This is a genomic window from Ensifer sp. LC163 (assembly GCF_001695855.1).
Lineage (GTDB): Bacteria > Pseudomonadota > Alphaproteobacteria > Rhizobiales > Rhizobiaceae > Ensifer.
In genome coordinates this window covers 1-21204 of record NZ_MBSS01000018.1, presented here as the reverse complement: position 1 = coordinate 21204, position 21204 = coordinate 1, and the positions used below count along the sequence as shown (strand labels likewise).

Sequence of the window (21204 nt, the reverse complement as noted above, 5' to 3'; positions counted from 1 at the left end):
GGGGAGGAATAACCATGGCATCTGTCACCATCGAACAGGTTAGAAAGCAATATGGCGCCGTTCCTGTCATTCAGGATGTCTCCATCGACATCGACGATGGCGAGTTCGTCACACTTGTCGGCCCCTCGGGATGCGGCAAGTCGACATTGTTGCGCATGCTTGCCGGTCTCGAAGACATCAGCGGCGGCGAGATCCGCATCGGCGGCCGCGTCGTCAACGATATCGCGCCCAAGGAGCGCGATATCGCCATGGTTTTTCAAAGTTACGCGCTCTATCCGCATATGACCGTGGCCGAGAACATGGGATTCGCGCTGAAGCTGAAGGGCCAGGACAAGGCCGCGATCCAAAACCGCGTAAAGGAGGCGGCCGATATCCTGGCACTCGGACCGTTGCTCGACCGCCTGCCCAGGCAGCTTTCCGGCGGTCAGCGCCAACGCGTGGCGATGGGCCGTGCGATTGTCCGTCATCCCCAGGTGTTTCTGTTCGACGAACCGCTGTCGAACCTCGATGCCAAGCTACGGGTGACCATGCGTGCCGAAATCAAGGATCTGCACCAAAGGCTGAAGACAACGACGGTCTACGTCACGCATGATCAGATCGAAGCGATGACAATGGCAGACCGGATCGTCGTCATGCGTGGCGGCGTGGTCGAGCAGATTGGCCGGCCGCTGGACCTCTATGACCGGCCCGTAAACACCTTTGTCGCCACGTTCATCGGCTCGCCCGCCATGAACCTTTTCAACGGCTCGATCGTGGATGGGCGGTTCGTCACCGATGACGGCAAGGCGCTTCCGCTGCCGCCCGGCTACTCCGGCGGTGCTGCGCGCACCTATGGCATCCGCCCCGAGCATCTGGCCATCGCCGAGAGCGGCATTCCAGTGACGGTCGGCGTGGTGGAGCCCACCGGCGCCGAGACGCACCTGGTGGTCAAGCTTGGCGCTTTAGATACGACATTGGTCATCCGCGACCGTGTCGATGTTCGCCCCGGGCAGTCGGTGGCGATCGCCCCTGATCTGGCGAAGATCCACCTCTTCTCGGCGCAAGGGGCGCGCTTGAACTGAAACAATGGATTTCGTCCATTGCGGATTTTGACGACAGCCTGCGCGCAACGCGCCACATTGCGCGCAGGCGTCGCTTCTCATTGGCTAGACCGGAGATTGGCGGGTCGCGCGAAGCGCGCCCAATTCCGTTACCTGATACGATTACCATCATCATCGAACAGGAATGACCGCGATGCAGCGATGCCGATGGTCAAGGTCTCGCGACTTGCGATTTTGCGGACATCAGCGTGTTCGATGATGATCCGCTCGCTGTCGGAGACATGAGCATAGACATAGCTCGTATTGCCGAGGTGCTCTGCAACATCGACCTCGACGGCGAGTTCCGCATCACCTTTTTCCTGGGCAAGAAAATGTTCGGGCCGAATTCCGAGGGTGACGGCGTCACCCGTGGTGACCGACGTCGATGCAATGGGAAGGGTCAGCGCAACTTCGGGCTGGCTCGTCAGTGCCACGGTCACATGGCCGTCCGCGACGGTGGCGACGCGGCCTTTAAGAAAGTTCATCCGCGGTGAGCCGATAAAACCGGCAACAAAGGTGTTTGCCGGGTCGTCGTAAAGCTCAAGCGGCGCGCCGACCTGTTCGACAACACCCGACCGCAGGACGACGATCTTGTCGGCGAGTGTCATTGCCTCCACCTGATCATGCGTAACGTAGATGACGGTCGATTTCAGTTCCTTGTGCAGCTTGGCGATTTCGACGCGCATATGCACGCGCAGTTCGGCGTCCAGGTTCGACAACGGCTCGTCGAACAGGAAGACGAGAGGGTTGCGCACGATGGCGCGGCCGATCGCGACGCGCTGCCGCTGACCGCCTGAGAGCGCCTTCGGCTTGCGATCAAGGAGCGGTTCAAGCTCAAGGATGCGTGCCGCGTCGTTGACCCGGCTATCGATTTCCTCCCTCGCCATGCCGGCGAATTTAAGCGCGAAGCCCATGTTCTCGCGGACAGTCATGTGCGGATAGAGCGCATAGGACTGAAACACCATGGCGATGCCGCGCTTGGAAGGATCGACATCGTTCATTACCGCGCCGCCGATGGTGAGCTCGCCGGAGGAGATGTCCTCCAGCCCGGCGATCATGCGCAGCAGCGTCGACTTTCCGCAGCCCGACGGGCCAACGAAGACGACGAACTCTCCGGCCTCGATCGACAGATCGACACCCTTGATGATTTCGAGCGCGCCGAAGCGCTTGCGAATGTCGGTGAGACGGACTTCGGCCATGGCGGTTACTCAGCTGACGGTGAAGGTGATGGACTGGGTGTCGAAGCGCCGGCTCTTCACGGTCAGCTCAAGCTTGCCTTTGGCGTCACCGGCCTCGATCCAGAAGCCGGTCGCTCCGCCCTTCAGTGTGTGTTCGGAGGGACCGATGATCCGGCCCGGACCGGCGAGCGAAAGAATGACGGGCTCCTCGAAATAGGGCAACAGGTTGCCGCATTGATCAAGCGCGCGCACGACCACCCGCACGGCATCCTTCTCCGAAGCGCGAAGCTCCAAGTCGTCGGCGATGACTTCCAGCGTCGCCGGCACCGGGTCAGCCGGCAGGGTCAGCGTCTTGACGGGCTCGCCGTCGACGTAGCCGGTAATGGTACCTTCGCGCCACACCCGGCCCCAGGTGCCGAATTCTTCCGGCGTCACGCTGCGCAGGTCGAGGACGACGGGCGGATGCGGTAGGTGCGGGTAATTCTCTCTGTCCGGATAGATCCGTTTTGCCGGCCATTCGCCGAACTTCACTTCGACATAGTCGCAGTTCGTCAGCACGATCAGCGGCAGCACGCCGCCGATATTGCGCTCGCCGCGCGCCCAGAAGGTTACCGGCTGAAGCACGACATTGTCCCTGGGGTCTCCTTGCGAGGCATAGGCATAGGCGGCCAGTTTCGGGATCCGGTACATGTCGAGCACACCGTGATAGCAGATGCGGTCGCCGGCGCCGAAGTCCTTGTGGGTGTTGTAGTCGAACATGCACCAACCGGTGGAACCGGAGATGTCCTGGTCGCCGGCAACGGCGTTGAGGATCAAGAGATGGCGGGTCACATGCTCGGCCTGACGCTGCTCCTGGTCGAAGCGTTTCGTGGGATACATGTGACCGTTATATTCGGTGATCATATACGGGATCGGCCGGCTGATGCCCGTCGTTTCCACCCGATCGCGCAGCACCACGCGTCCACGGTTGTTGCCCGGCAACTCCTCGTTGCCGAGTATGAAGTCGTTCATCGTATAAACGTCTTCCAGTAGTTCCGAATTGGTGATGAAGCGCACGCCGCCGGTCTGACGGGTGGGATCAAGCTCGCGGGCAAGACGGTTCGTTTCGGTGTAGAAGGCGTGATTGTCCTGGCTTTCGTTGATGCGAACGCCCCAGATGATGATCGAGGGATGGTTCCAGTCCCGCTCGATCATGCGGCGCACATTCTCGATCGATTCCTTCTGCCAGGCTTGCCCGCCGATATGCTGCCAACCGGGAATTTCCTCGAAGACGAGCAGGCCGATTTCGTCGCAGCGCTCGATGAACCACTTCGACTGCGGATAGTGCGATGTGCGAACGACATTGCAGGCGAGTTCATATTTCAGGATGTCGGCGTCTTTTTCCTGCGCGCGCCGACCCATGGCATAGCCCGTGTGGGGAAAGGCCTGGTGGCGGTTCAACCCGCGCAGTTTCAGCGGCCTACCATTGAGCTGGAAACCCTCCGGCGTGAAAAGTGCCGTGCGGAAGCCGAAGCGCTGCGTCAGCACGTCTTCACCGTGTTCGGTCTCAAGTTTGAGCGACAGGGCGTAGAGCACCGGATTGTCGATATCCCAGAGTTCGATATCGGTGAGATCGGGGAAGGTGAGCGCCACTTCGTTGCCATCGACCTTGATCGAGGAAGCCGCAACATCGCCGCCACCCTTGCGGTGGATCTTGGCAGTGAGTGTGCCGGAAAAGGCCTGCCCTTGCGGATTGGCGAGGAAGACGCGGGCGATGACGGACTTCTTCTCAGCGAGCGCATCCGGCGTCTCGATCTTGACGTTGGCGATCGAGACCGGGCTTGCCACTTTCAGCCAGACGTCGCGGTAGATGCCGGCATAACAGAGATAATCGATCTGGCCGCCAAAGGGCGGGATCTCGGGGTTTTCCGAACCGTCGATCTTCACCGTGATCAGGTTTTCACCGTGCGTAAGATGCGGCGTCAATCGCGCCTCGAAGGGCGTGTAGCCATCCTTGTGCGCGATAATCTCTTGGCCGTTCAGATAGACGACGCTGTCGGCCATGGCGGCGTCGAAGACGAGCGAGACCTCGCGGCCCTCGAATTCCGGGCGCCAGTCGAACCGCTTCTGATAGGTGAACGGCTTCTGGTAATCGGTCTCGTCGAAGTAGTTGTAGGGCAGTTCGACCGCGCTGTGCGGCAGGCGCACGGTTTCGCCCGGCTGAAGCGCATGGACATGCACCGGCTCGAAGCCGTCGCGGAAGACCCAGTTGCCATTGAAGTTTTCAGTAATACGCATTGACGACTTTCCTATTTCACTGAGCCGAGCATGCCCTGGACGAACTGGCGCTGCATGACGAAGAAGACGAAAAGGGTGGGGAGGGTGGCGAGGATAGTGCCGATCATGACCACGCCGTAGTCGGGGTAATAGGCGGACGCGAGCGAGGAGACGACCAAGGTGATCGTCTTGGTCTCGTTCGACTGGAGGACGATGAGCGGCCAGAGGTAGTTGTTCCAGTTCGTCATGAAGACGATGACGAATGCGGCCGCGTAGGTAGAGCGCATCACCGGAACGTAGATGTAGAGGAAGATCTGCCACTCCTTGAGGCCGTCGACCTTGGCCGCATCGCGAAGCTCCGTCTGAAAGGCCTTCGTCGACTGGCGGAAGTAGAAGATGATGAAGGCGGACGCGATCGTCGGCAGCATGATTGCGATATGCGTGTTGATGAGGCCGCTCTTCGCCATCATCATGAAAAGCGGGATCATCAGCGCCGCAAACGGCACCATGAGTGTCAAAAGCACCAGCGCGTAGATGCGATCGCGCGCCTTGGACCTGAACATCTCAAAGCCGTAGCCGGCCAGCGACGACACGACGATCGTCAGCAGCGTCGCAAGCACCGCGAGCTTCGTGGAGTTCCAGAAAACCAGCGGCACATCGACCTGTGCGAAGAAGTTGCCGACATTGGTGGCGAAAGCCTCGCCGATGCCCGTTCGGCCGCTGATGATGTCGATCGACGTGTTCGTCGAACTGATCACCATCCAGATGAACGGGAAAATCGACAGGAAGGCTGCGGTCGCGAGGAAGACGTATTGCAGCGCGGCTGTGAAAAGGCGCGAGGCGTTCATGAGCGATCCCTCGCCGCATAGAACTGGAGGAAGGAGAGAAGCGCCACCATGATCACGATGACGTAGGAAATGGTCGCTGCGTAGCCGAAGCTCGGCATGAAGCGGAAGGTCAGATTGTAGATGTAGAGCGAGAGCGTCAGCGTCGCGTTCGCCGGGCCGCCGCGGCCCTCGGTCAGGTTGTAGACCTCGTCGAACAGCTGGATCGTCCCGATGGTCGAGATGATCGTCGTAAACAGGATCACCGGCTTCAGCATCGGCACGGTGATGTAGACGAAGCGGGCCCAGGCGGGTACGCCGTCGATCCTCGCCGCCTCGTAGATCGACTTGTCGATGTTCTGCAGCGCCGCAAGGTAGAAGATCATGTTGTAGCCGGTCCAGCGCCAGGTGATGGCGAGGATGACGAGCACCTTGGCCCAGAAGGGTTCCGTCAGCCAGCCGATCGGCGTGGCGATCAGACCGACCGCCAGAAGTGCGGAGTTCACCACGCCGTCGACGGAGAACATGCTTTTGAAGAGCACGGAATAGGCAACCAGCGAAGCGACGCAGGGCAGGAAAATGGCGGTGCGGAAAAAGCCGATGAACTTCAGTTTGTCGTCGTTCAGGACCGCTGCGAGCATAAGCGCCAGCGTGATCATGATCGGCACCTGCACGACGAAGAAAGTGACGGTATTCGTTAGCGCCTGGAGGAAGACCGGGTCATTCCATAGCCGCGCGACGTTTCCGAAGCCGGCAAACTTCATCATCATGCCCTTGCCCGAGAAGAACGACAGGTAGAGCGAGCGCAAGATCGGATAGACGAGGAAGATTGCGATGAGAAGCAACGACGGGGCGACGAACAACCAGCCGTTCAGATCGTAATAGCGCTTCAATCCGCCTGTTTTGCCGGCAGCCATGGGATGCTCTCAACGAAAAGGGACGACATTGCGGAAGGCACGCGACGTGATGGCCGCATACCCTCCAGCGAAAGAGGCAGGCGGTCGCCGCCTGCCTTTGGGCCGTTACTGGATCTGGCCCTGGGCCTGGCTGTCGACCGCTTTCAATACGTCATCGATGGGGGCACCCTGGCCGAGCGAGGGCAGATGCGCGGTGACCGCCGTGTCTACCTCATTGGTGAAGACGCCGTAGTTGACCGCCGGAACCTTCGCCAGCCAGTCGGAGAAATTCTGCCAGACCTTCTCGCCGTCAAAGAAGGCGTCGGCTTCGGAATAGGCCGGCCCGTTGCGGGCAGCCAGGAGCGAGCCGACGGCACCGCGTTCCGTCAGGATCCTCTGGTAGAAATCGATGTCCTTGGCGTAGACTTCGTTGAGAAAATCGATGGCCTCGTCCTTCTCGGCGGAGCCTGCGGTAACATACCAGCTGGAACCGCCAAGGTTGGAGGCATGCGAAGCGCCCTCGACATCAAGCTTGGGAATGGGCGCAACACCCCATTTGCCGGATTGATCGGCCTGAGCCTTGACCGTACCGGTGATCCACACACCCGTCGTCACGGTGGCGACGTCGCCGGAGGTGAAGGTCGCCACCCATTCCGTCCAGCCGGCAGCCGGCTTATGGATATTGGCCTGCAGGATCTTCTGCTCGGTCTCGAGTGCCGCCTTCAAGGCCGCGTTGTTCTCGATCGAGAGATTGCCATCCTTGTCGAAGTACCAGCCACCGGCGGACTGCATCAGGATACGCACGAAGCCCGCATCATTGACGTCGAGGCCGAGCATCTTCTTGCCGGTCTTGGCTTCGACCTGCTTGCCGATCTCGATGAAACGGTCCCAGGTGATATTCTGCATGTCTTCGGGTTTGAACCCGGCTTGTTCCAGGTAATCCTTGCGGTAGTAGAGACCTGTGACGCCCGAATCGAACGGCATGCCGTAGACGGCTCCGTCCATCGTCATCAGTTGAACCTTGTAGGGCGCGAACCCGGAGAAATCGATCTTGCTGGAAAGCTCGGCGAAAGCGCCGGGGAAGGACTGAAGGTACTTCTGCGCACCGTAGTCCTCGATCAGCACGATATCCGGCAAGGCATCGGTGGTGCCGGAGGACAGCGCCGTCTGCAGCTTCTGCTCGACATCGGCCTTGGCGAAGTCGACGATGTTGAAGGTCGTCTCAGGATGCTTCGCGCTGTAGCGCGACGCGGCTTCCTTCATGATTGCGACATTGAAGTTGGGGTCCCAGCACCAGATCGTGACTTCACCGGCAAAGGCGGCGGTGGACGCAAGCAGGCTCGCTGCGGCGAGCGCGCCAGCCGCCACCCGCGACAGGTTCGTTTTGCGATACATTGTTTCCTCCCTAGAAACTTGCTGAGGGCAGGGTCTCCTCTCCTGCCGTCCGCGCAAGAGTTACCGAAATTCAGGCAACACGCAAGGGCGATTTAGTAAATATTTACTTCGCACCTGGAGCAGCGTCACAACGACTGGGATTCCAAGGGTTTGCGGCAGCTGTCGCGCCAGACGAGTTCCGTGGCGATGCGCACCTGCTTGCCGTAGCTGCGACCGGAAAGACGCTCGAGCAACAGGTCGACGGCCGTCTCGCCGATATGTTCGCCATGAATGCGCACCGTGGTCAGCGACGGCGTCAGGAACTGTGCGACGGGGATGTCGTTGAAGGAGATGACGCCAATGTCGCCAGGGATCGACAGGCCGACCTCCTGGACCGCCCGATAGGTGCCGATCGCCATATTGTCGTTGGACGTCACGATCACATCCGGACGGTCAGTGAGCGAAAGCAGTTCGCGCGCGAGACGATAACCGGTATCCAGCCGAAGGCTCTGACCCGACGAGCAATCGGCGAGCGCCAAAAGCTCGGGTGCGAAGGTGCCGTTCTTCTTCTGCCAGTCGATATACGCAGCACAGCGGCGCTCGGCGAAATGCTGCACGGCACCATTGAGGTTTTCGTGGCTTCCGATAAAGCCGATGCGCTTGTATCCGCTGGATTTCAAGGCATCGAGGATCTTGCAAGTGGCGAGCGCCACATCGGAAAATACACTGTCGATCCGGTCGCTCCTGGGGTCGAAATCGGCAAAAACGATGTGCCGGGCATGCTGGTTCAGCCACTCAATCTCGTTGTCCGAGTGCTTGCCTATGACGATGACACCCGAAGCGCCTTCGAGCAGGGACGCCTCGGGTAGCGCATCGGAATGGAAGACCTTGACGATCTCCGCCCTCAAGTCACGGCAGCGGCTTTCGATGCCAAGCCGGACGCCGACATAGTAGGGGTCGGCAATCTCGTCCGAAGGCTCGAGAAAGTGCACGATGACGAGCTTCGTCAAAAGGCTGGGGGCAACCTGTCCGTTCGCCTTGTTGCGATTGCGCGGGGTCTCATAGTTCAGAGCCTCGGCGGTCTCGATGATCGCCTGGCGCTTCGCGGGCGAGATGGACAAGGCGGGGTCGTAATTGAGCACCCGCGACACCGTGGCCGACGACACGCCAACGCTTTTGGCGATTTCCTTGATAGTGACCATGCCGTCATTCCATTGTTGTCATCGGGCGACTATGTCACATCCGCACGAATTCCGAAATCGCTTTTAGTAAAGTTTTACCAGGCCTTCAGGCGTCATAAGACCAGCGAACGTATGACCGCAGGGCCTAAAAATGCGCAGTTATAGCCAAGCGGTAAGTTGCCCCCAAGGAAACACCCGGTGTCGCAGACTTCTCAGCGACATGTCAAATTCGGTTCGTCGAGCCTCAGGGTCATCGCCTCAGAGGCGCCCCCTCTTTTCGACTTCGCGCACGGCGGAAGGCAAGCGGCCGGCGCCACCTCTTTTCAAGAAAAGAAGGGAAATGAACGCACCAGGCGCTGGCCATAGATAGCATCGCAACACTGCAATAGAACAGTGCAGGGCCAAGCCTAGGCGGTGTTGGAGCATCATCGGATTCGGCGTCGCGCTGGCGCGGGACGTCCAGCCACCAGTCCTCAGCCCGGACGGGTCAGGTAAATTTCTCTTGCATCGATTATCCGATACTAAGGGCCTGATGATGATGGACAAAGCCGGTCTCGCCTTCCTCATACTCATCTGCGTACTGGTCGCTCTCGCGCTCAGCATTCTCGCATTTGGGCCGGGACCAGAGGTGGCCCCAGCCGGAGCCCCTGCAATTGTTCCAGGCAACTAGCGAAACGAAGAGGGCACCCCACCGCGTTGCCAATTATGCGGGGCGCCGTCTGCTCGATCTGTCCTCAGACCGTACACTGGAGCTAGATGACCCGAGAGGAAAGAGACGCTTCCTCCGTAGACGTACTCAGGGCTTCGCGTTGGCTTGTTTGTCCCTGAATGCCGCTTCGCCGGCCTCCGACACTTCGACCCACTTCTGGTCGGGTGCGGCGTCTGCGACGTAGCTGTCGTTCCAGTTCCACCATTTGTATGTCGGCGTCTGCGGGTAGCCCTTGGGCGAGTCTTCCCAGACTTCCTGGCGGCCGAGCGGTGTGATGTCGAGGTAGTTCCACGTGCTCCCCATCTGCTCGTCGCCGCGGTTGTTGATGAAGTAGGTGCGATACACGCGCCCGCCGTCGCGGTAGAACACGTTGGTGCCATGCCACTCGGCGACACCGAAGTCGGCGTCGAAACCGTCGGTAATGGTGTACCAGGGCATCTGCCAGCCCATCCGAGCCTTCAGCCGCGCAATGTCCGCCTGCGGAGCACGCGAAACGAAAACCAGCGTGGTGTCACGGGCGTTCAGATGGGCAAGGTGAGCAACCTGGTCGGCTACCATGGAGCACCCTCTGCAGGCGTGGTCTGGCCAACCGAATACCCCCGGCTCGAAGAAGGCCCGATAGACGATCAACTGGTGCCGACCAGCGAAGAGTTCGAGTAGGCTGGCCTTGCCTGAAGGCCCCTCGAAGACATAACCGGCGTCCACTTCCATCCACGGCATTCGCCGACGCTCTGCCGCCAGGGCGTCACGGGCACGGGTCTGAGCCTTTTCCTTGACCAGCAGTTGCTGGCGGGCTTCTTCCCACGCCTGCGCCGAGACGACCGATGGTCTCTGCATGGCTCCGTGTTCGCTTTTGTCCGTTGTTGTCGTCATGGCAACCTCCTCGTTGGTGCGAGTTCGCTCATTGCTGAATAGGAGATAGTCTTGCACCGGAAATCAAACGACGGGAGTAACAAGTGTGGCGGCATTTCCGCTGACACGATGACCATTTCTGCTCTGCCCACGCCGGGCGGCAGCCTGCCGATGTTTTCTTTGCCACGGCTACGTGAGCAGGCGATGCACGCGTTTTTAGCTCAAGCAGTGAGCAACTAATCCACGAATTCGACGCTAACCCGCGGTTTGACCGTTGCGGCCAATTCCTCCACATCCCAGTTTGCAAGGCGGACGCAGCCGTGCGAACCGACTTGGTCAATGAGCGCAGGCTCGGGTGTTCCGTGAATATTATAAGTGCTGCAACAAATTTGTCTCTGTTCATGGGCGCAGAACGGATGCCGGCGCGCATTGTTCCAATCAGCCACCGGGGCGGGAAGACCACGATTGGAAGACTTGTCAATGCATTGGTCAGCACCCCGGCGGACGGCCGTGGTGAAGGTGTGCCCGTGAAGGTTCTGCATATGGTACCATTGCGATCTCGGCGCCCTATCTGAAATATGAGTGCCCGGCTCGAAGGCGCTCACTGCGGCTGTTGAAACACGGAGCATCAGTTTCGGCGTGAACCGGAGGTGTCGCAGAAATCAGCTTGGCGCCGTCAAAACCGGATTTGTGCATCGGAGGTGGAAATGGCGAAAACGAAATACGAGGTTGTCCCCCACGACGGCGGCTGGGCATACAAGTCGGGCGGTGTCTTCTCGGAAGCTTTTCCCTCTCATGACGAGGCTCTTGAGGCGGCCCGCATTGCCGCCCAGGAACACCAAAGCGCGGGGAAAGACGAGGAAATCGAGTATCAGGACGGAAGCGGGAATTGGCGTCAGGAACACGCCGATGGCGAAGACCGACCCGATACCGAAGTGGTCGATCGCAGCAACGAACCGAAAGGGCACGAAACCCCATAGATCGTGGACGCCGCTGCAGCCAGAATATTGCCGGCAGTTTCAGCGGCATCGGCCCGATGCGGATAGCCGGCTAAGAAATTCGCGCCTGTGCGCCGTCAAAGTGCGATTCCAGCAGCTAATGACCGGCACCGGCGATCAGATACTGCTGTGCATCCGGCAGGTCGCACGAATAATCTTGGCCAGACTCTGCAGGCATGCAACCGTCTTCCGGTCCCCAGACGATTACTGCATAATTCCTTAAATCGGAATCGATTTAAGGAGAAAATTATGCAGCAAGTTTAGGGTGTTACAGCGTCCTTAGCGCGTCATATTTGACGCACGGCGCTGTAAAGTCGCAGACTGATGCTGCCTGACATAAGCTTGATAGCGAGAGCAGTTGTTCCCTCGACTTGCGAGGCGGACGGCCAAGGACGACAAAATTAAACGGCTTGGAAATGTGAATTATCTGGGCGGGCCAAACCTACCTCTCACACAGCCGCCGCTCTCCCCAATATGGCTGGTAGGTACAATCGGAAGCTCGAAACGATCGATAGCTCCCGGCGCAAGCCCTGATATTGCAGGACGCCGCGGGCGTTCCTTGGCTTGTCATGAGCCCCGTATCTGGATCGATCTGGGGCGCAGGTTGCGCCATCGCCGCTTGCATGAAATCCCGCCAAATGCGAGCGGGAAGCGCGCCCCCGGTGACGCCCTTCATGGGCGTGTCGTCATCGTTACCGACCCAGACGCCGGCAACAAGATCTTCCGTAAAACCCACGAACCAGGCGTCACGATTGTTCTGGCTGGTGCCGGTCTTTCCGGCTGCAAATGCGCCCGGAGAAGCGTCTCGCCCGGTACCACGCTCGACCACGAGCTGCAGGAGGCTCACCAGATCCTGCTGGTAAGAGGAGAGATCGGCCGAAGCGGGTACCAGCGGACCGACGCGGAACGCCTTGGCTTGGGTCGACGCCTGAAAGTCGATCACGCCCCAGGGTTCGACGGGGGATCTGCCAAGGCGGATCGAAGCATAGGCACCCGTCAGGTCAAGCAGACTGACTTCGGATGATCCGAGCGCCAATGCCGGCACCAGATTCAGTGGGCTGTCGATACCAAGCTCCCTTGCGGCGGCGACGACGTTCTCGATGCCCACTTCCTGCGCGAGCGCTACGGTTGCGCCATTGAGAGATCGGGCAAAGGCTTCCGCAATTGTCACCCAACCGCGATAGCGGCCTGTCGAGTTTTGCGGCGACCAACCGTCGACTTCAATCGGGCCGTCGAAGACCCGATCACGCAGGGTAAGTCCGCTCTTCAATGCTGCATAAAAGACGAATAGCTTGAATGTTGAGCCCGGCTGTCTCTTGGCGGCGACGGCGCGATTAAACTGGCTGGTCTTATAGTCGCGTCCACCCACCATGGCGACGACTGCTCCATCTGGTGTCATCGCCACCAGCGCTGCCTGCGACGCACCCAGCGCTTTCCCATCCTTATCAAGATTGCGAGCGACCACATCTTCGGCAAGCTGCTGAAGGCGTGGTACCAGCGTCGTGCGCACGGTTGTCGAACCTGGAGAGGCTCCCGCAATTTCGCCGGCCTGGGACGAGATCCAGTCTGCAAACCAACTGCCCGAGCGCGGCGTCGGGGTGGTCGGGTGCAACTCGGCAAACTCTGCCTTGGCGGCGGACGCATCCTTCGCTTCGAGCTTGCCGTTTGCCACCATCGCGTCGAGGACCGTTGTCGTCCTTTCACGTGCGGCCTCAAAATTGTCGATCGGATTCAATTGGCTCGGCGCCTTCAGCAGTCCGGCCAGCATCGCGGCCTCCTGAACGTTGAGTGCGGCGATGTCCTTGTTGAAGTAGATACGGGCCGCCGCGGGCATTCCTGTCGCGCCGGATCCAAGGTAAACGGAGTTCAAGTATCGCGTGAGGATTTCGCGTTTGCCGAGCTTCCACTCGAGCCAGAATGCGATGACCAGTTCCTGCAGCTTGCGCTTCAGCGTGCGATCGCTTTCAAGATACTGCACTTTGATCAGTTGCTGGGTAATGGTGCTGCCACCTTGAACGACCGAGCCAGCCTGGAAGTTTCTCAGCACCGCCCGCATGATCCCTTTCAAATCGACGCCGTAATGGACCATGAACCGCCGATCCTCTATCGAAAGAACGGCATCGACCAAATGTCCGGGAAACTCCTCGTATCGGGCATAGGGCCCCTGGAAAGGGCCCTGTCTTACGATTGGCTCGCCGTCCGCCGCTTCAAGGACCACAACAGGTTTTAGGGAGCCCTCGGCGATTTCTTCCCACGGGACATCCTTCAGCGCCCAGATCAGCATTCCGGTCACGAAGATCGCAAAGGTCAACGCCACCGTCAAAATCCCGGCTTTCCATGACCGTGGTGCGGGTCGCAAGGGAGGAAGCCATGCGGGCCTGGAAATGACGCTAATTGCACCGGATATGAATTTGCGAAGCGAGCCTGTGGTTGATGCCGTCTTCAGCATAAAATCGTGCGGGATCCAAGCGCGCGAAGCGCTGGCGGCCGGTTTGAGCATTTTTACCAGCGCGGATGAACCCGCCAAGCAATGCTGCCCGACCATGCCGAGATCGCGGCGAAAAGCAGATGCAAGATGGCGAAGCGCACGCTTGCTTTCTGTGAAGACTGGCGGGTGCGGCTCGGGCATTTGCGGATCGCCTTGCCGTGACGATGCGATCACTTCCCCGCTTTCGTTGGGGCTTACAAGCGGTTCGTCCACTGCCTGAAGGTTTTCTGGTTCGGCCCCCATTGTCGAAGAGTCGGCACTTTTACCGTCGGTCTGATTTGGGCTGTCTGCAGAGTGGGTCATTTCCTGCCGGCGCTATTGTTCCGTCTAAGAAATTAGTGCGGGAAAGGGCAGAAGAAAGGCGGTGACGGCAACCGGTAGCGATCGCGACGGAACGCGGTAAACGGCAACGGGTTGTCGCCCCTTCCGCGCCATTGTGATTGGCGAACGAAAAAGGCACGCGGCAACCGCCGTCGATACGGCGGAACCTTAGTCCGCCTTCCTCGTTCAGTTTTCAATAGGTTCAACTGAACTCCACTGAGGAGGCGAACATGCAAAAGTCCATTCACAACTTTCTGGCGGCAAGCCTGGTCGCGGTCGGCGCCCTCTCAGCCGCTTTATCCACGTCATCGGCGCAGTCCCTGGACCTCTACATCGGGCCCGACGGACGCCCAGGCCTGGAGCTCCGCGATAGAGATCGAGACCGTCGATATTACGACGACGAGTACGAGCGGCCTGGCTGTAGCGAGCGCCAAGCCCTTCGTCGTGCATTGAGACTCGGAGTTCGTGACCCGGAAATCCAGGCCGTTACGCGCAGGCAGATCATCATCGACGGCGAACGGCGCGGGCGGTTCGTTACGGTGGCATTTGCCAATCGGCCAGGCTGTCCTCGCATCGGATAAGCGCGCTTCGTGGACAAACCTTGAGAGTTGCGGCGGTCTCTGGCGCCGCACGTCCAGCCTGCTCCCTCTGACAGTCGAATTTCCGCCGGGCATGGGCACCTCAAATCGCCGAAAAGTTGTCGAGGCGAAGGGGTCGGATGTGTCGATCGCCACCCACACCTATCGTCAAGTTACCCGCGCGCGATGCCGCCAAATCGAGATTTCATCTCGTTAGCCGATTGATATTGCTGTCCGTCCTCTAGTTATTCAGCAGATAACGCCTTGGAGGAACGGCATGAAACGCTACGCGCTCTTGTTGAACCTGGTCGCATTTCCAGCTTTCGCCCAATCCGGGGATCTGGAGGCGGTATGTGCGACGGTCGCAAAAAACTTCCTTCTGACTGACGTTTTGCAGCTTGGAATCGTTCAGTCCTTTCCGGAACTGAAACCGCCCGGTGTTCGGCTGACCTATTCGACGCGCGCCGGAGTGGCAAAATCGGAAATGTCGGACACGTTTGCGTGTGAATTCCGTGACGCGAAGCCGCCTTTTACACTGGTTCGGTTCTGCCAATCGAACACTTGCTATTCGCCCCAGGAGGAGGACGCGGCGCGAAAAAGGAGGTTCGACGAAATGCGCATCCTTTTGGAGCGATCACAAAAATAGTCCGGGAACCAAGACGACCGCAAGAATGAGAGACCGCGCCTGCGGAGTAGTGCGCGGTCTCTTTGATAATTGCTACGCTAACGCCTGCTGCACCAGGCCGTCAGGCTGCGGCGCGAAAGCCAAGCCCGGTGGCCAACGCCCTCGCACGCTCCAGGCAAGCCGGTTGCTGGTCGGCAAAGCGTTCGGCGTTGATCTCCATGATCAGCGTCGTATCCGGAAGGAAGGTAAGCTCGGAGAAAATGTCTTCCCATGGAATGTCGCCCCAGCCGATAGGCAGGTGCAGATCACCGATTCCCAACGCGGTCGCCTCGGCCGGGTGATAAAAATGCTTCATCGAATAGGGCAGTCCGAAACTGTCGTGCACATGCAGATGGCCAGTCACCGGGGCCATCGCGCGCAATTGTTCGCGGAAATCCAGCCCCCGGTAAGTGGCCTCGATATAGGCGTGCGAGAAGTCGATCAGCGCCACGACATTGTCCGAACCGATCGAGCGCACGGTTTCTGCAACCTGGCTGGGTGTTTGCCGATACTGACCGCTTTCGGTCGTGAAGATGTTCTCAAGGGCGATGCGCACGCCGTATTGTCCTGCGATGTCCGCCATCTCCGCCAGCGCCTCGCGTTCCATCCGGTCGAGATCGGCGGCGTTCTCTCCGTCGGCGAGCCGAGCCGCACCGGAATGGTGCACGAGAATGCCTGCCTCGAGGCGATTGCAAAGCTCGAGCATCGCCCGCACGACCTTCTTCTGCAGCCCGAGATGTTCACGATCCATGAAATTGGAGACGATCTGGCCGTGCAGGGAGAGTTTCTTGAACGGGTAGTGCCGGGTTATGTCGGCGACACGCTGCAGCCGGTCCTCGATGAGCCGACCTCCGCTTATGATTTCCTCGCCATAGATCCCGATCTCGCAGGCATCGGCGCCCGTATCGGCGATTTCCCGCAAGGAAACGTCAAGGCTCGACAGGTCTCCCTTGCCGGTCCGATTGCAAAAGCCCACGGCGGATATGATTTCGTTCATTGCCATCGTTCCTTCGATGTTGTGATCAGACTGCTTCGAGCATTTGCCGCTTGGTCGCACCGCGGCCACTGCGTGGCTCGAATTCAAGCTCGATACGTCGACCGGTCTCCCGGTCGAAGACATGCAAGTGCGCCAGTGGCAGTTCCAGCGCGATCCGATCGCCGGGCCTTACGTGCGTTTCTTCATCGATACAGGCTGCAAACGGCTGGCCACCCAATTCCGAATGGATGACACGGCCAGATCCGAGCTCCTCGACGAAGTCCACCTTCATCGCGATGCCTCTTGCTTCAGACGCAACGACACACTGTTCCGGACGAATGCCCACGGTCACGTGTCTTTCACCGAGACGCGCGGCAAGAGCCTTTTCGATCGGCATCTTCGTACCGCCGAACGCCAGGCAAGCGTCGTGAACACTGATGTGAGCGTCAAACAGGTTCATCGCCGGCGAACCGATGAAGGAGGCGACGAAGATGCTTGCCGGACGATGGTAGATGTCGAGCGGCTGGCCCACCTGTTCGACGACCCCCTTGTTCATGACGACCAGCTTGTCGGCCAGCGTCATCGCTTCCACCTGATCGTGGGTGACGAAAATGGAGGTTGCCGACAGGCGCTGATGGAGCTTGCGGATCTCGGCGCGCATGGTGACGCGCAGCTTGGCATCCAGGTTCGACAGTGGTTCGTCGAAAAGGAATACGTTCGGTTCGCGGATGATCGCGCGCGCCATGGCGACCCTTTGCCGCTGGCCACCGGAGAGGGCCGCGGGCTTGCGATCGAGATAGTCCACGAGCCCGACGATCTTGGCTGTCTCCTCGATCCGGCGGAGGCGCTCTGCCTTTGGTACGCCAGCCACCTTCAGGGCATATCCGATGTTGCCCGCGACCGTCATGTGCGGATAGAGGGCGTAATTCTGGAACACCATGGCGCAACCGCGCTCGCGTGGCTCGAGCCTGTTCACGACCCGGCCGTTGATGGCGATCTCACCCGCGGTGATTTCCTCCAGCCCCGCGATCATCCTCAAGAGCGTGGATTTTCCGCAGCCGGACGGACCGAGGATCACGACGAACTCTCCCGACGCAAAAGCAAGGTCGATGCCATGCAAGGTGGGGGTCTTGCCATAGGATTTACGCACGGCGCGAATTGCGATGTCAGCCATGAGCGTGGACCTTTTTGTTTATGCTGATTTGGGGAAGCGGGTTCATTTTTCCGTAGCCACGAGGCCGCGAACGAACCACCGCTGCAGGACGGCAACGACGATCAATGGCGGCAGCATGATGATCAGGGAACCGGCAAGCGTGACGTTCCAGTCCGGAGTGCCGTTGTCGGACGGCAGAAGTGCCACCAGCGACATCATCGTGGTCTTGTATTCAGGGTCCGTCACCATCAGGAGAGGCCAGAGATACTGGTTCCAGCCGTAGACGAACATGATCGTGGTCAGCGCCAGCATGTTGGTGCGTGAGAGCGGCAAGAGCATATCGATGAAAAAGCGGATCGGGCCTGATCCGTCCATCCGCGCTGCTTCCGCCAGTTCATCGGGCAGGGTCAGGTAGAATTGGCGATAGAGGAATGTTCCCGTCGCCGTGGCGATCAGCGGCAGCGTGAGGCCGGCGTAGGAGTTGAGAAGGTTCCAGTCGACCGAAACCTCGAAGCCGGTCACGGCGGAGATGAGGAGCCGAACAGGCTGGAAGAGATCGGCGGCAACCGCGTAGGTGGGCACCACGCGCACCTCGAGCGGCAACATCAGGGTGATGAACACCATCCAGAAAAAGAAGCCCTTGAGCGGGGTTCGGAAGAATACGATGGCAAAGGCCGTCAGTGCCGACAGCGCGACTTTGCCGACAGTCACCAGACTGGCCATGACGAAGCTGTTCAGCATCGCCGTACCGAGGCTCGCCCGCGTCCAGGCGGCGCTCATGTTTTCAAGCAGGCGGTCCTGGGGCAGGAAGCTGAAGGGTATGGCGTTGACCTGCTGAAATGTCTGGCTGGCACCCGACATGATGACGACGAAGGGACCTATCAGCAGGAGGAAGCCGAAGACCATCACGCCATAGGTGAGGGCGTTTGCGAAAGGAGTCCGCTGAATCATGTGAGCCTCACTTGTAATGGACCTGGCGCTCGATGAAGCGGAACTGGATGAACGTGAAGACCATGATGAGGCCGATGAGCACGAGGCTCTGGGCCGACGCGCCGGAATAGTTCAGTCCGCGGAACGCCTCCTCGACGATGCGGTACACCATCACATCGGTGCCGTGGTTCGGGCCGCCATCGGTCGTGCGTGCGACGATGCCGTAAGTGTCCGCGCCAACGAAACCTTCCGTCATCATGATCACAAGCAGGAAGAAGAGCGTTGGCGCCAGCATCGGTATCTGGATGTCGACTGCGCGGCGTATCGGGCCGCAGCCGTCCATCGCGGCCGCCTCGATGAGCGATCGCGGAACAGATTGCAGGCCGGCGAGAAGGAAGATGAAGGTGTAGCCCGCCCATTTCCACGCGAAGACGACAATCACGAGGATAAGGGCGTGACTGCCGTACTTGGCCGGATTCCAGAAGTCCGGAAAAGCGGCGTTGACCGATGCCATCAACCCGCGCTCGGGCGACAGGATGAAACGGAAGGCCATGCCAGCGGCGGGCCCGGCAATCGCGTAAGGCAGGATGTAGAGGAACCGGAACGGCGCGGACCCCGGTAGCTGCCGGTCGACCGCAAGAGCAAGGACAAGGCCGATGAAAATGGTGGCCAAGGTTCCGCACAGGGCAAATGCCAGGCTGACCCCCACGGAATTCCAATAGAGCGGGTCGGCGAACACTTCCTGGAAGTTGGCAAGGCCGACGAATTCCGCGGCTCCCCCGAAGGGTGGCTCGAGCGTGAATGCCCACCGCAGCACGGCGACTGCCGGCCAATAGAAAAAGAGCAGGATCAGGATGATCTGCGGCAGGGCGAATAGGCTGGGCAACCACCAGCTCCGAAAGGCCGCACGCTTGTCCATGTGTACAAATTCCGATGCGTAAGAACAGAAAATGGGAGCCCGCCACTACCGCGGCAGGCTCCGGACGGATCAGGTTTTAGTTCAGCGTCTGTCCGGCGTAGGTCTTCTCGAAGCGACGCAGAACTGCGTTGCCGCGCTCGACCGTCTTGTCGAGTTCAACCTGTACGTCTGCGTTCTGCATGAAGATCGCTTCGAGGGCCGTCGCGAATTCCTTGCGGATCTGCGTGAACCCGCCCAGGCGAATGCCGCGGGTGTTTTCCGACGTTGGGGTGAAGGAAAGGCTCTGAATGGCGAACTCACGCCCCTTATAGGGCGCCTTGTCGTAGAACCCGTTGGACTTCATGGCGTCGAAACCGGTTTTTGTCACCGGAATGTAGCCCGTTACCGTCGACCACCATTCGGCCATTTCCGGTGCCGCGATGTAGTTGAGGAACGCGGCTGCACCCTTGTACTCCGCTTCCGGACGGCCAGCCAGCACCCAAAGGGAGGCGCCACCGACCAGCGAATTCTGACGCTCCGTGCCCTTCCATACGGGCAGCATGGCAACATCCCACTTCACACCCTCGGGAAGAGACTTGCCGATGGTGCCATGGTCGGCGATCGAGGTCTGTATCATCTGGCAGGTCTGGGATGTGAAGGCAGGTACGATATCCATGCCGAGCTGCTTGGTCTTGACGACGAAGAGCTTTTCATCGGCCATTTTCTTGAAGAACTTCACGTGATCGACGAACTTGGTCTTGTTGACGACGAGTTCGGCATCCAGCCCCTCATAACCATTCGCCTTGGTGGCGATCGGCTGGTTGTGGATGGCCGAGAACTGCTCCATGAGCGCCCAGGTATCGAAGTTGAAGGCGAGCGGGCACTCGAACCCGGCAGCCTTCAGCTTGCGGGCTGCTTCGTCGACCTGTTCCCAGGTATCCGGTTTGAAGTCCACGCCAGCCTTCTGGAAGGCGTCGGCATTGTAATAAAACATTGCGGTCGAGGAATTGAAGGGGAAGGAGTTCAATTCGCCGCCGGCGGTTGCATAGTAGTTGGCGATGCCGCCGAAATAGTTGTTCCAGTCGATCGTGTAGCCATTGTCGGCCATCAGCGTCTTGGCGGGCACGAATGCGCCGGACAGCATCATGTCCAGAGTGCCGGCATCATAGATCTGCGTGATCGCCGGCTGTTTCTTGGCACGGTAGGCGGCAATCGTGTTTTGCAGGGTCGTGTCGTAGCCATTTTGGGAGGTGCAGACGATTTCGAACTCGGCCTGGCTGTCGTTGAATTTCTTGCAGGCATCCTGGACCCGTTCTCCAAGATCGCCAGAAAGGCCGTACCAGAATTCGAATTTCGTCTTTTCGGCCGCAGCCGGCGAGGCACCGAGGGTGGTGGCCGCCAGAAGGCCGGCGATAAAGGACTGAGTAGCGGAGATTCTCATTGCAAATGCTCCTTGCAGATAGGATGGGCCAACCAATCGGTGACACGAATGAAACCGGGCATCTGCTAGCATCCGACTGTGACAATCCGTGCCAATCTCCATGATGAAACGATGAAACTTGATCCGCGCGATCTCCGCCTGGCTGATCTTCTTCTCATGCATCCGCCAAATGACGCGGCGTTCATCCATACTCAGCTGCACAAAAGAGCGGGCCACATCCATCCTCCTGAAACCTGGGCCAATTTGTCTCTGTTGCATTTGAAAATGGAATCCGCCCCCTGGGACATGCTGTCACAGCTGATTAGAGATGCGGCGCCGCCAGCCAGTTAGAAATGCGACACTCGACACCTCTGCTGGCGCTGACGGTCAGCCCCCGATCCGCCCGGCTGGTCCGGGTTGCAAGGGAGG

The 21204-nt window shown here is 59.5% G+C and carries 18 protein-coding genes; 4 read left to right on the top strand and 14 right to left on the bottom strand.

Features of this window, described 5'->3' with window-relative positions; translation table 11 throughout:
• Positions 1-14: 14 nt before the first annotated feature.
• Positions 15-1061, top strand: a complete 1047-nt coding sequence (locus BC360_RS16530) for an ABC transporter ATP-binding protein (protein WP_065795979.1) — start codon at positions 15-17, stop codon at positions 1059-1061.
• A 128-nt stretch (positions 1062-1189) separates the two neighbouring features.
• On the opposite strand, the gene BC360_RS16525 is transcribed toward BC360_RS16530, so the two are convergent.
• The 8 genes from BC360_RS16525 to BC360_RS32970 all read right to left on the bottom strand — a co-directional run bounded on the left by BC360_RS16525 (position 1190) and on the right by BC360_RS32970 (position 10891).
• On the bottom strand, positions 1190-2278 hold the full coding sequence (locus BC360_RS16525; protein WP_065795978.1) for an ABC transporter ATP-binding protein: 1089 nt from the start codon (positions 2276-2278) through the stop codon (positions 1190-1192).
• Positions 2279-2287: 9 nt separating this feature from the next.
• Complete coding sequence (locus BC360_RS16520) at positions 2288-4534, bottom strand: glycoside hydrolase family 2 protein (protein ID WP_065795977.1); 2247 nt, start codon at positions 4532-4534, stop codon at positions 2288-2290.
• 11 nt (positions 4535-4545) lie between these two features.
• Positions 4546-5361 (bottom strand): carbohydrate ABC transporter permease, encoded by an 816-nt coding sequence (locus tag BC360_RS16515; protein ID WP_065795976.1) that lies wholly within the window; start codon positions 5359-5361, stop codon positions 4546-4548.
• Entirely contained in the window at positions 5358-6254 is an 897-nt protein-coding gene (locus tag BC360_RS16510) for a carbohydrate ABC transporter permease (protein ID WP_065782108.1), read from the bottom strand. Before BC360_RS16510 ends, BC360_RS16515 begins: the two co-directional genes overlap by 4 nt.
• Positions 6255-6359: 105 nt before the next feature.
• Complete coding sequence (locus BC360_RS16505) at positions 6360-7628, bottom strand: ABC transporter substrate-binding protein (RefSeq protein WP_065795975.1); 1269 nt, start codon at positions 7626-7628, stop codon at positions 6360-6362.
• A gap of 125 nt (positions 7629-7753) precedes the next feature.
• Positions 7754-8809, bottom strand: coding sequence for a LacI family DNA-binding transcriptional regulator (locus BC360_RS16500; RefSeq protein ID WP_065795974.1), 1056 nt, complete (start codon positions 8807-8809; stop codon positions 7754-7756).
• A gap of 775 nt (positions 8810-9584) precedes the next feature.
• On the bottom strand, positions 9585-10370 hold the full coding sequence (locus BC360_RS16495) for a DUF899 domain-containing protein (RefSeq protein WP_065782113.1): 786 nt from the start codon (positions 10368-10370) through the stop codon (positions 9585-9587).
• Positions 10371-10585: 215 nt separating this feature from the next.
• Complete coding sequence (locus tag BC360_RS32970) at positions 10586-10891, bottom strand: L,D-transpeptidase (RefSeq protein ID WP_274533925.1); 306 nt, start codon at positions 10889-10891, stop codon at positions 10586-10588.
• Positions 10892-11056: 165 nt separating this feature from the next.
• Here BC360_RS32970 and BC360_RS16490 point away from each other — a divergent pair, with 165 nt between their 5' ends.
• Complete coding sequence (locus tag BC360_RS16490; RefSeq protein ID WP_065782115.1) at positions 11057-11329, top strand: DUF2188 domain-containing protein; 273 nt, start codon at positions 11057-11059, stop codon at positions 11327-11329.
• 460 nt (positions 11330-11789) lie between these two features.
• Here the strand turns inward: BC360_RS16490 and BC360_RS16485 are convergent, their stop codons facing one another.
• Entirely contained in the window at positions 11790-14138 is a 2349-nt protein-coding gene (locus tag BC360_RS16485) for a PBP1A family penicillin-binding protein (RefSeq protein WP_413813749.1), read from the bottom strand.
• Between the two features lie 873 nt (positions 14139-15011).
• On the opposite strand from BC360_RS16485, the gene BC360_RS16475 reads away from it, so the two are divergent.
• Positions 15012-15380 (top strand): hypothetical protein, encoded by a 369-nt coding sequence (locus tag BC360_RS16475; RefSeq protein WP_065782118.1) that lies wholly within the window; start codon positions 15012-15014, stop codon positions 15378-15380.
• A 100-nt stretch (positions 15381-15480) separates the two neighbouring features.
• Here BC360_RS16475 and BC360_RS16470 read toward each other — a convergent pair whose 3' ends face one another.
• The 5 genes from BC360_RS16470 to BC360_RS16450 all read right to left on the bottom strand — a co-directional run bounded on the left by BC360_RS16470 (position 15481) and on the right by BC360_RS16450 (position 20796).
• Positions 15481-16395, bottom strand: a complete 915-nt coding sequence (locus BC360_RS16470) for a sugar phosphate isomerase/epimerase family protein (protein WP_065795972.1) — start codon at positions 16393-16395, stop codon at positions 15481-15483.
• Between the two features lie 25 nt (positions 16396-16420).
• The gene (locus BC360_RS16465) at positions 16421-17548 is read right to left on the bottom strand and encodes a sn-glycerol-3-phosphate import ATP-binding protein UgpC (protein WP_065795971.1); all 1128 of its coding nucleotides are present in this window, start codon (positions 17546-17548) and stop codon (positions 16421-16423) included.
• Positions 17549-17590: 42 nt separating this feature from the next.
• Positions 17591-18478, bottom strand: a complete 888-nt coding sequence (locus BC360_RS16460) for an ABC transporter permease subunit (RefSeq protein WP_065795970.1) — start codon at positions 18476-18478, stop codon at positions 17591-17593.
• A 7-nt stretch (positions 18479-18485) separates the two neighbouring features.
• The gene (locus BC360_RS16455; protein ID WP_065795969.1) at positions 18486-19376 is read right to left on the bottom strand and encodes a carbohydrate ABC transporter permease; all 891 of its coding nucleotides are present in this window, start codon (positions 19374-19376) and stop codon (positions 18486-18488) included.
• A 76-nt stretch (positions 19377-19452) separates the two neighbouring features.
• Complete coding sequence (locus BC360_RS16450) at positions 19453-20796, bottom strand: extracellular solute-binding protein (RefSeq protein WP_065796035.1); 1344 nt, start codon at positions 20794-20796, stop codon at positions 19453-19455.
• A gap of 111 nt (positions 20797-20907) precedes the next feature.
• On the opposite strand from BC360_RS16450, the gene BC360_RS31620 reads away from it, so the two are divergent.
• On the top strand, positions 20908-21126 hold the full coding sequence (locus BC360_RS31620; RefSeq protein ID WP_139110075.1) for a hypothetical protein: 219 nt from the start codon (positions 20908-20910) through the stop codon (positions 21124-21126).
• The last annotated feature ends 78 nt before the right edge of the window (positions 21127-21204 follow it).

Excerpts from the sequence above, each read along its gene's own strand:
- BC360_RS16530 (WP_065795979.1), top strand. The coding sequence starts at position 15 with ATGGCATCTGTCACCATCGAACAGGTTAGAAAGCAATATGGCGCCGTT.
- BC360_RS16525 (WP_065795978.1), bottom strand. The coding sequence starts at position 2,278 with ATGGCCGAAGTCCGTCTCACCGACATTCGCAAGCGCTTCGGCGCGCTC.
- BC360_RS16520 (WP_065795977.1), bottom strand. The coding sequence starts at position 4,534 with ATGCGTATTACTGAAAACTTCAATGGCAACTGGGTCTTCCGCGACGGC.
- BC360_RS16515 (WP_065795976.1), bottom strand. The coding sequence starts at position 5,361 with ATGAACGCCTCGCGCCTTTTCACAGCCGCGCTGCAATACGTCTTCCTC.
- BC360_RS16510 (WP_065782108.1), bottom strand. The coding sequence starts at position 6,254 with ATGGCTGCCGGCAAAACAGGCGGATTGAAGCGCTATTACGATCTGAAC.
- BC360_RS16505 (WP_065795975.1), bottom strand. The coding sequence starts at position 7,628 with ATGTATCGCAAAACGAACCTGTCGCGGGTGGCGGCTGGCGCGCTCGCC.
- BC360_RS16500 (WP_065795974.1), bottom strand. The coding sequence starts at position 8,809 with ATGGTCACTATCAAGGAAATCGCCAAAAGCGTTGGCGTGTCGTCGGCC.
- BC360_RS16495 (WP_065782113.1), bottom strand. The coding sequence starts at position 10,370 with ATGACGACAACAACGGACAAAAGCGAACACGGAGCCATGCAGAGACCA.
- BC360_RS32970 (WP_274533925.1), bottom strand. The coding sequence starts at position 10,891 with ATGCAGAACCTTCACGGGCACACCTTCACCACGGCCGTCCGCCGGGGT.
- BC360_RS16490 (WP_065782115.1), top strand. The coding sequence starts at position 11,057 with ATGGCGAAAACGAAATACGAGGTTGTCCCCCACGACGGCGGCTGGGCA.
- BC360_RS16485 (WP_413813749.1), bottom strand. The coding sequence starts at position 14,138 with ATGACCCACTCTGCAGACAGCCCAAATCAGACCGACGGTAAAAGTGCC.
- BC360_RS16475 (WP_065782118.1), top strand. The coding sequence starts at position 15,012 with ATGAAACGCTACGCGCTCTTGTTGAACCTGGTCGCATTTCCAGCTTTC.
- BC360_RS16470 (WP_065795972.1), bottom strand. The coding sequence starts at position 16,395 with ATGAACGAAATCATATCCGCCGTGGGCTTTTGCAATCGGACCGGCAAG.
- BC360_RS16465 (WP_065795971.1), bottom strand. The coding sequence starts at position 17,548 with ATGGCTGACATCGCAATTCGCGCCGTGCGTAAATCCTATGGCAAGACC.
- BC360_RS16460 (WP_065795970.1), bottom strand. The coding sequence starts at position 18,478 with ATGATTCAGCGGACTCCTTTCGCAAACGCCCTCACCTATGGCGTGATG.
- BC360_RS16455 (WP_065795969.1), bottom strand. The coding sequence starts at position 19,376 with ATGGACAAGCGTGCGGCCTTTCGGAGCTGGTGGTTGCCCAGCCTATTC.
- BC360_RS16450 (WP_065796035.1), bottom strand. The coding sequence starts at position 20,796 with ATGAGAATCTCCGCTACTCAGTCCTTTATCGCCGGCCTTCTGGCGGCC.
- BC360_RS31620 (WP_139110075.1), top strand. The coding sequence starts at position 20,908 with ATGAAACTTGATCCGCGCGATCTCCGCCTGGCTGATCTTCTTCTCATG.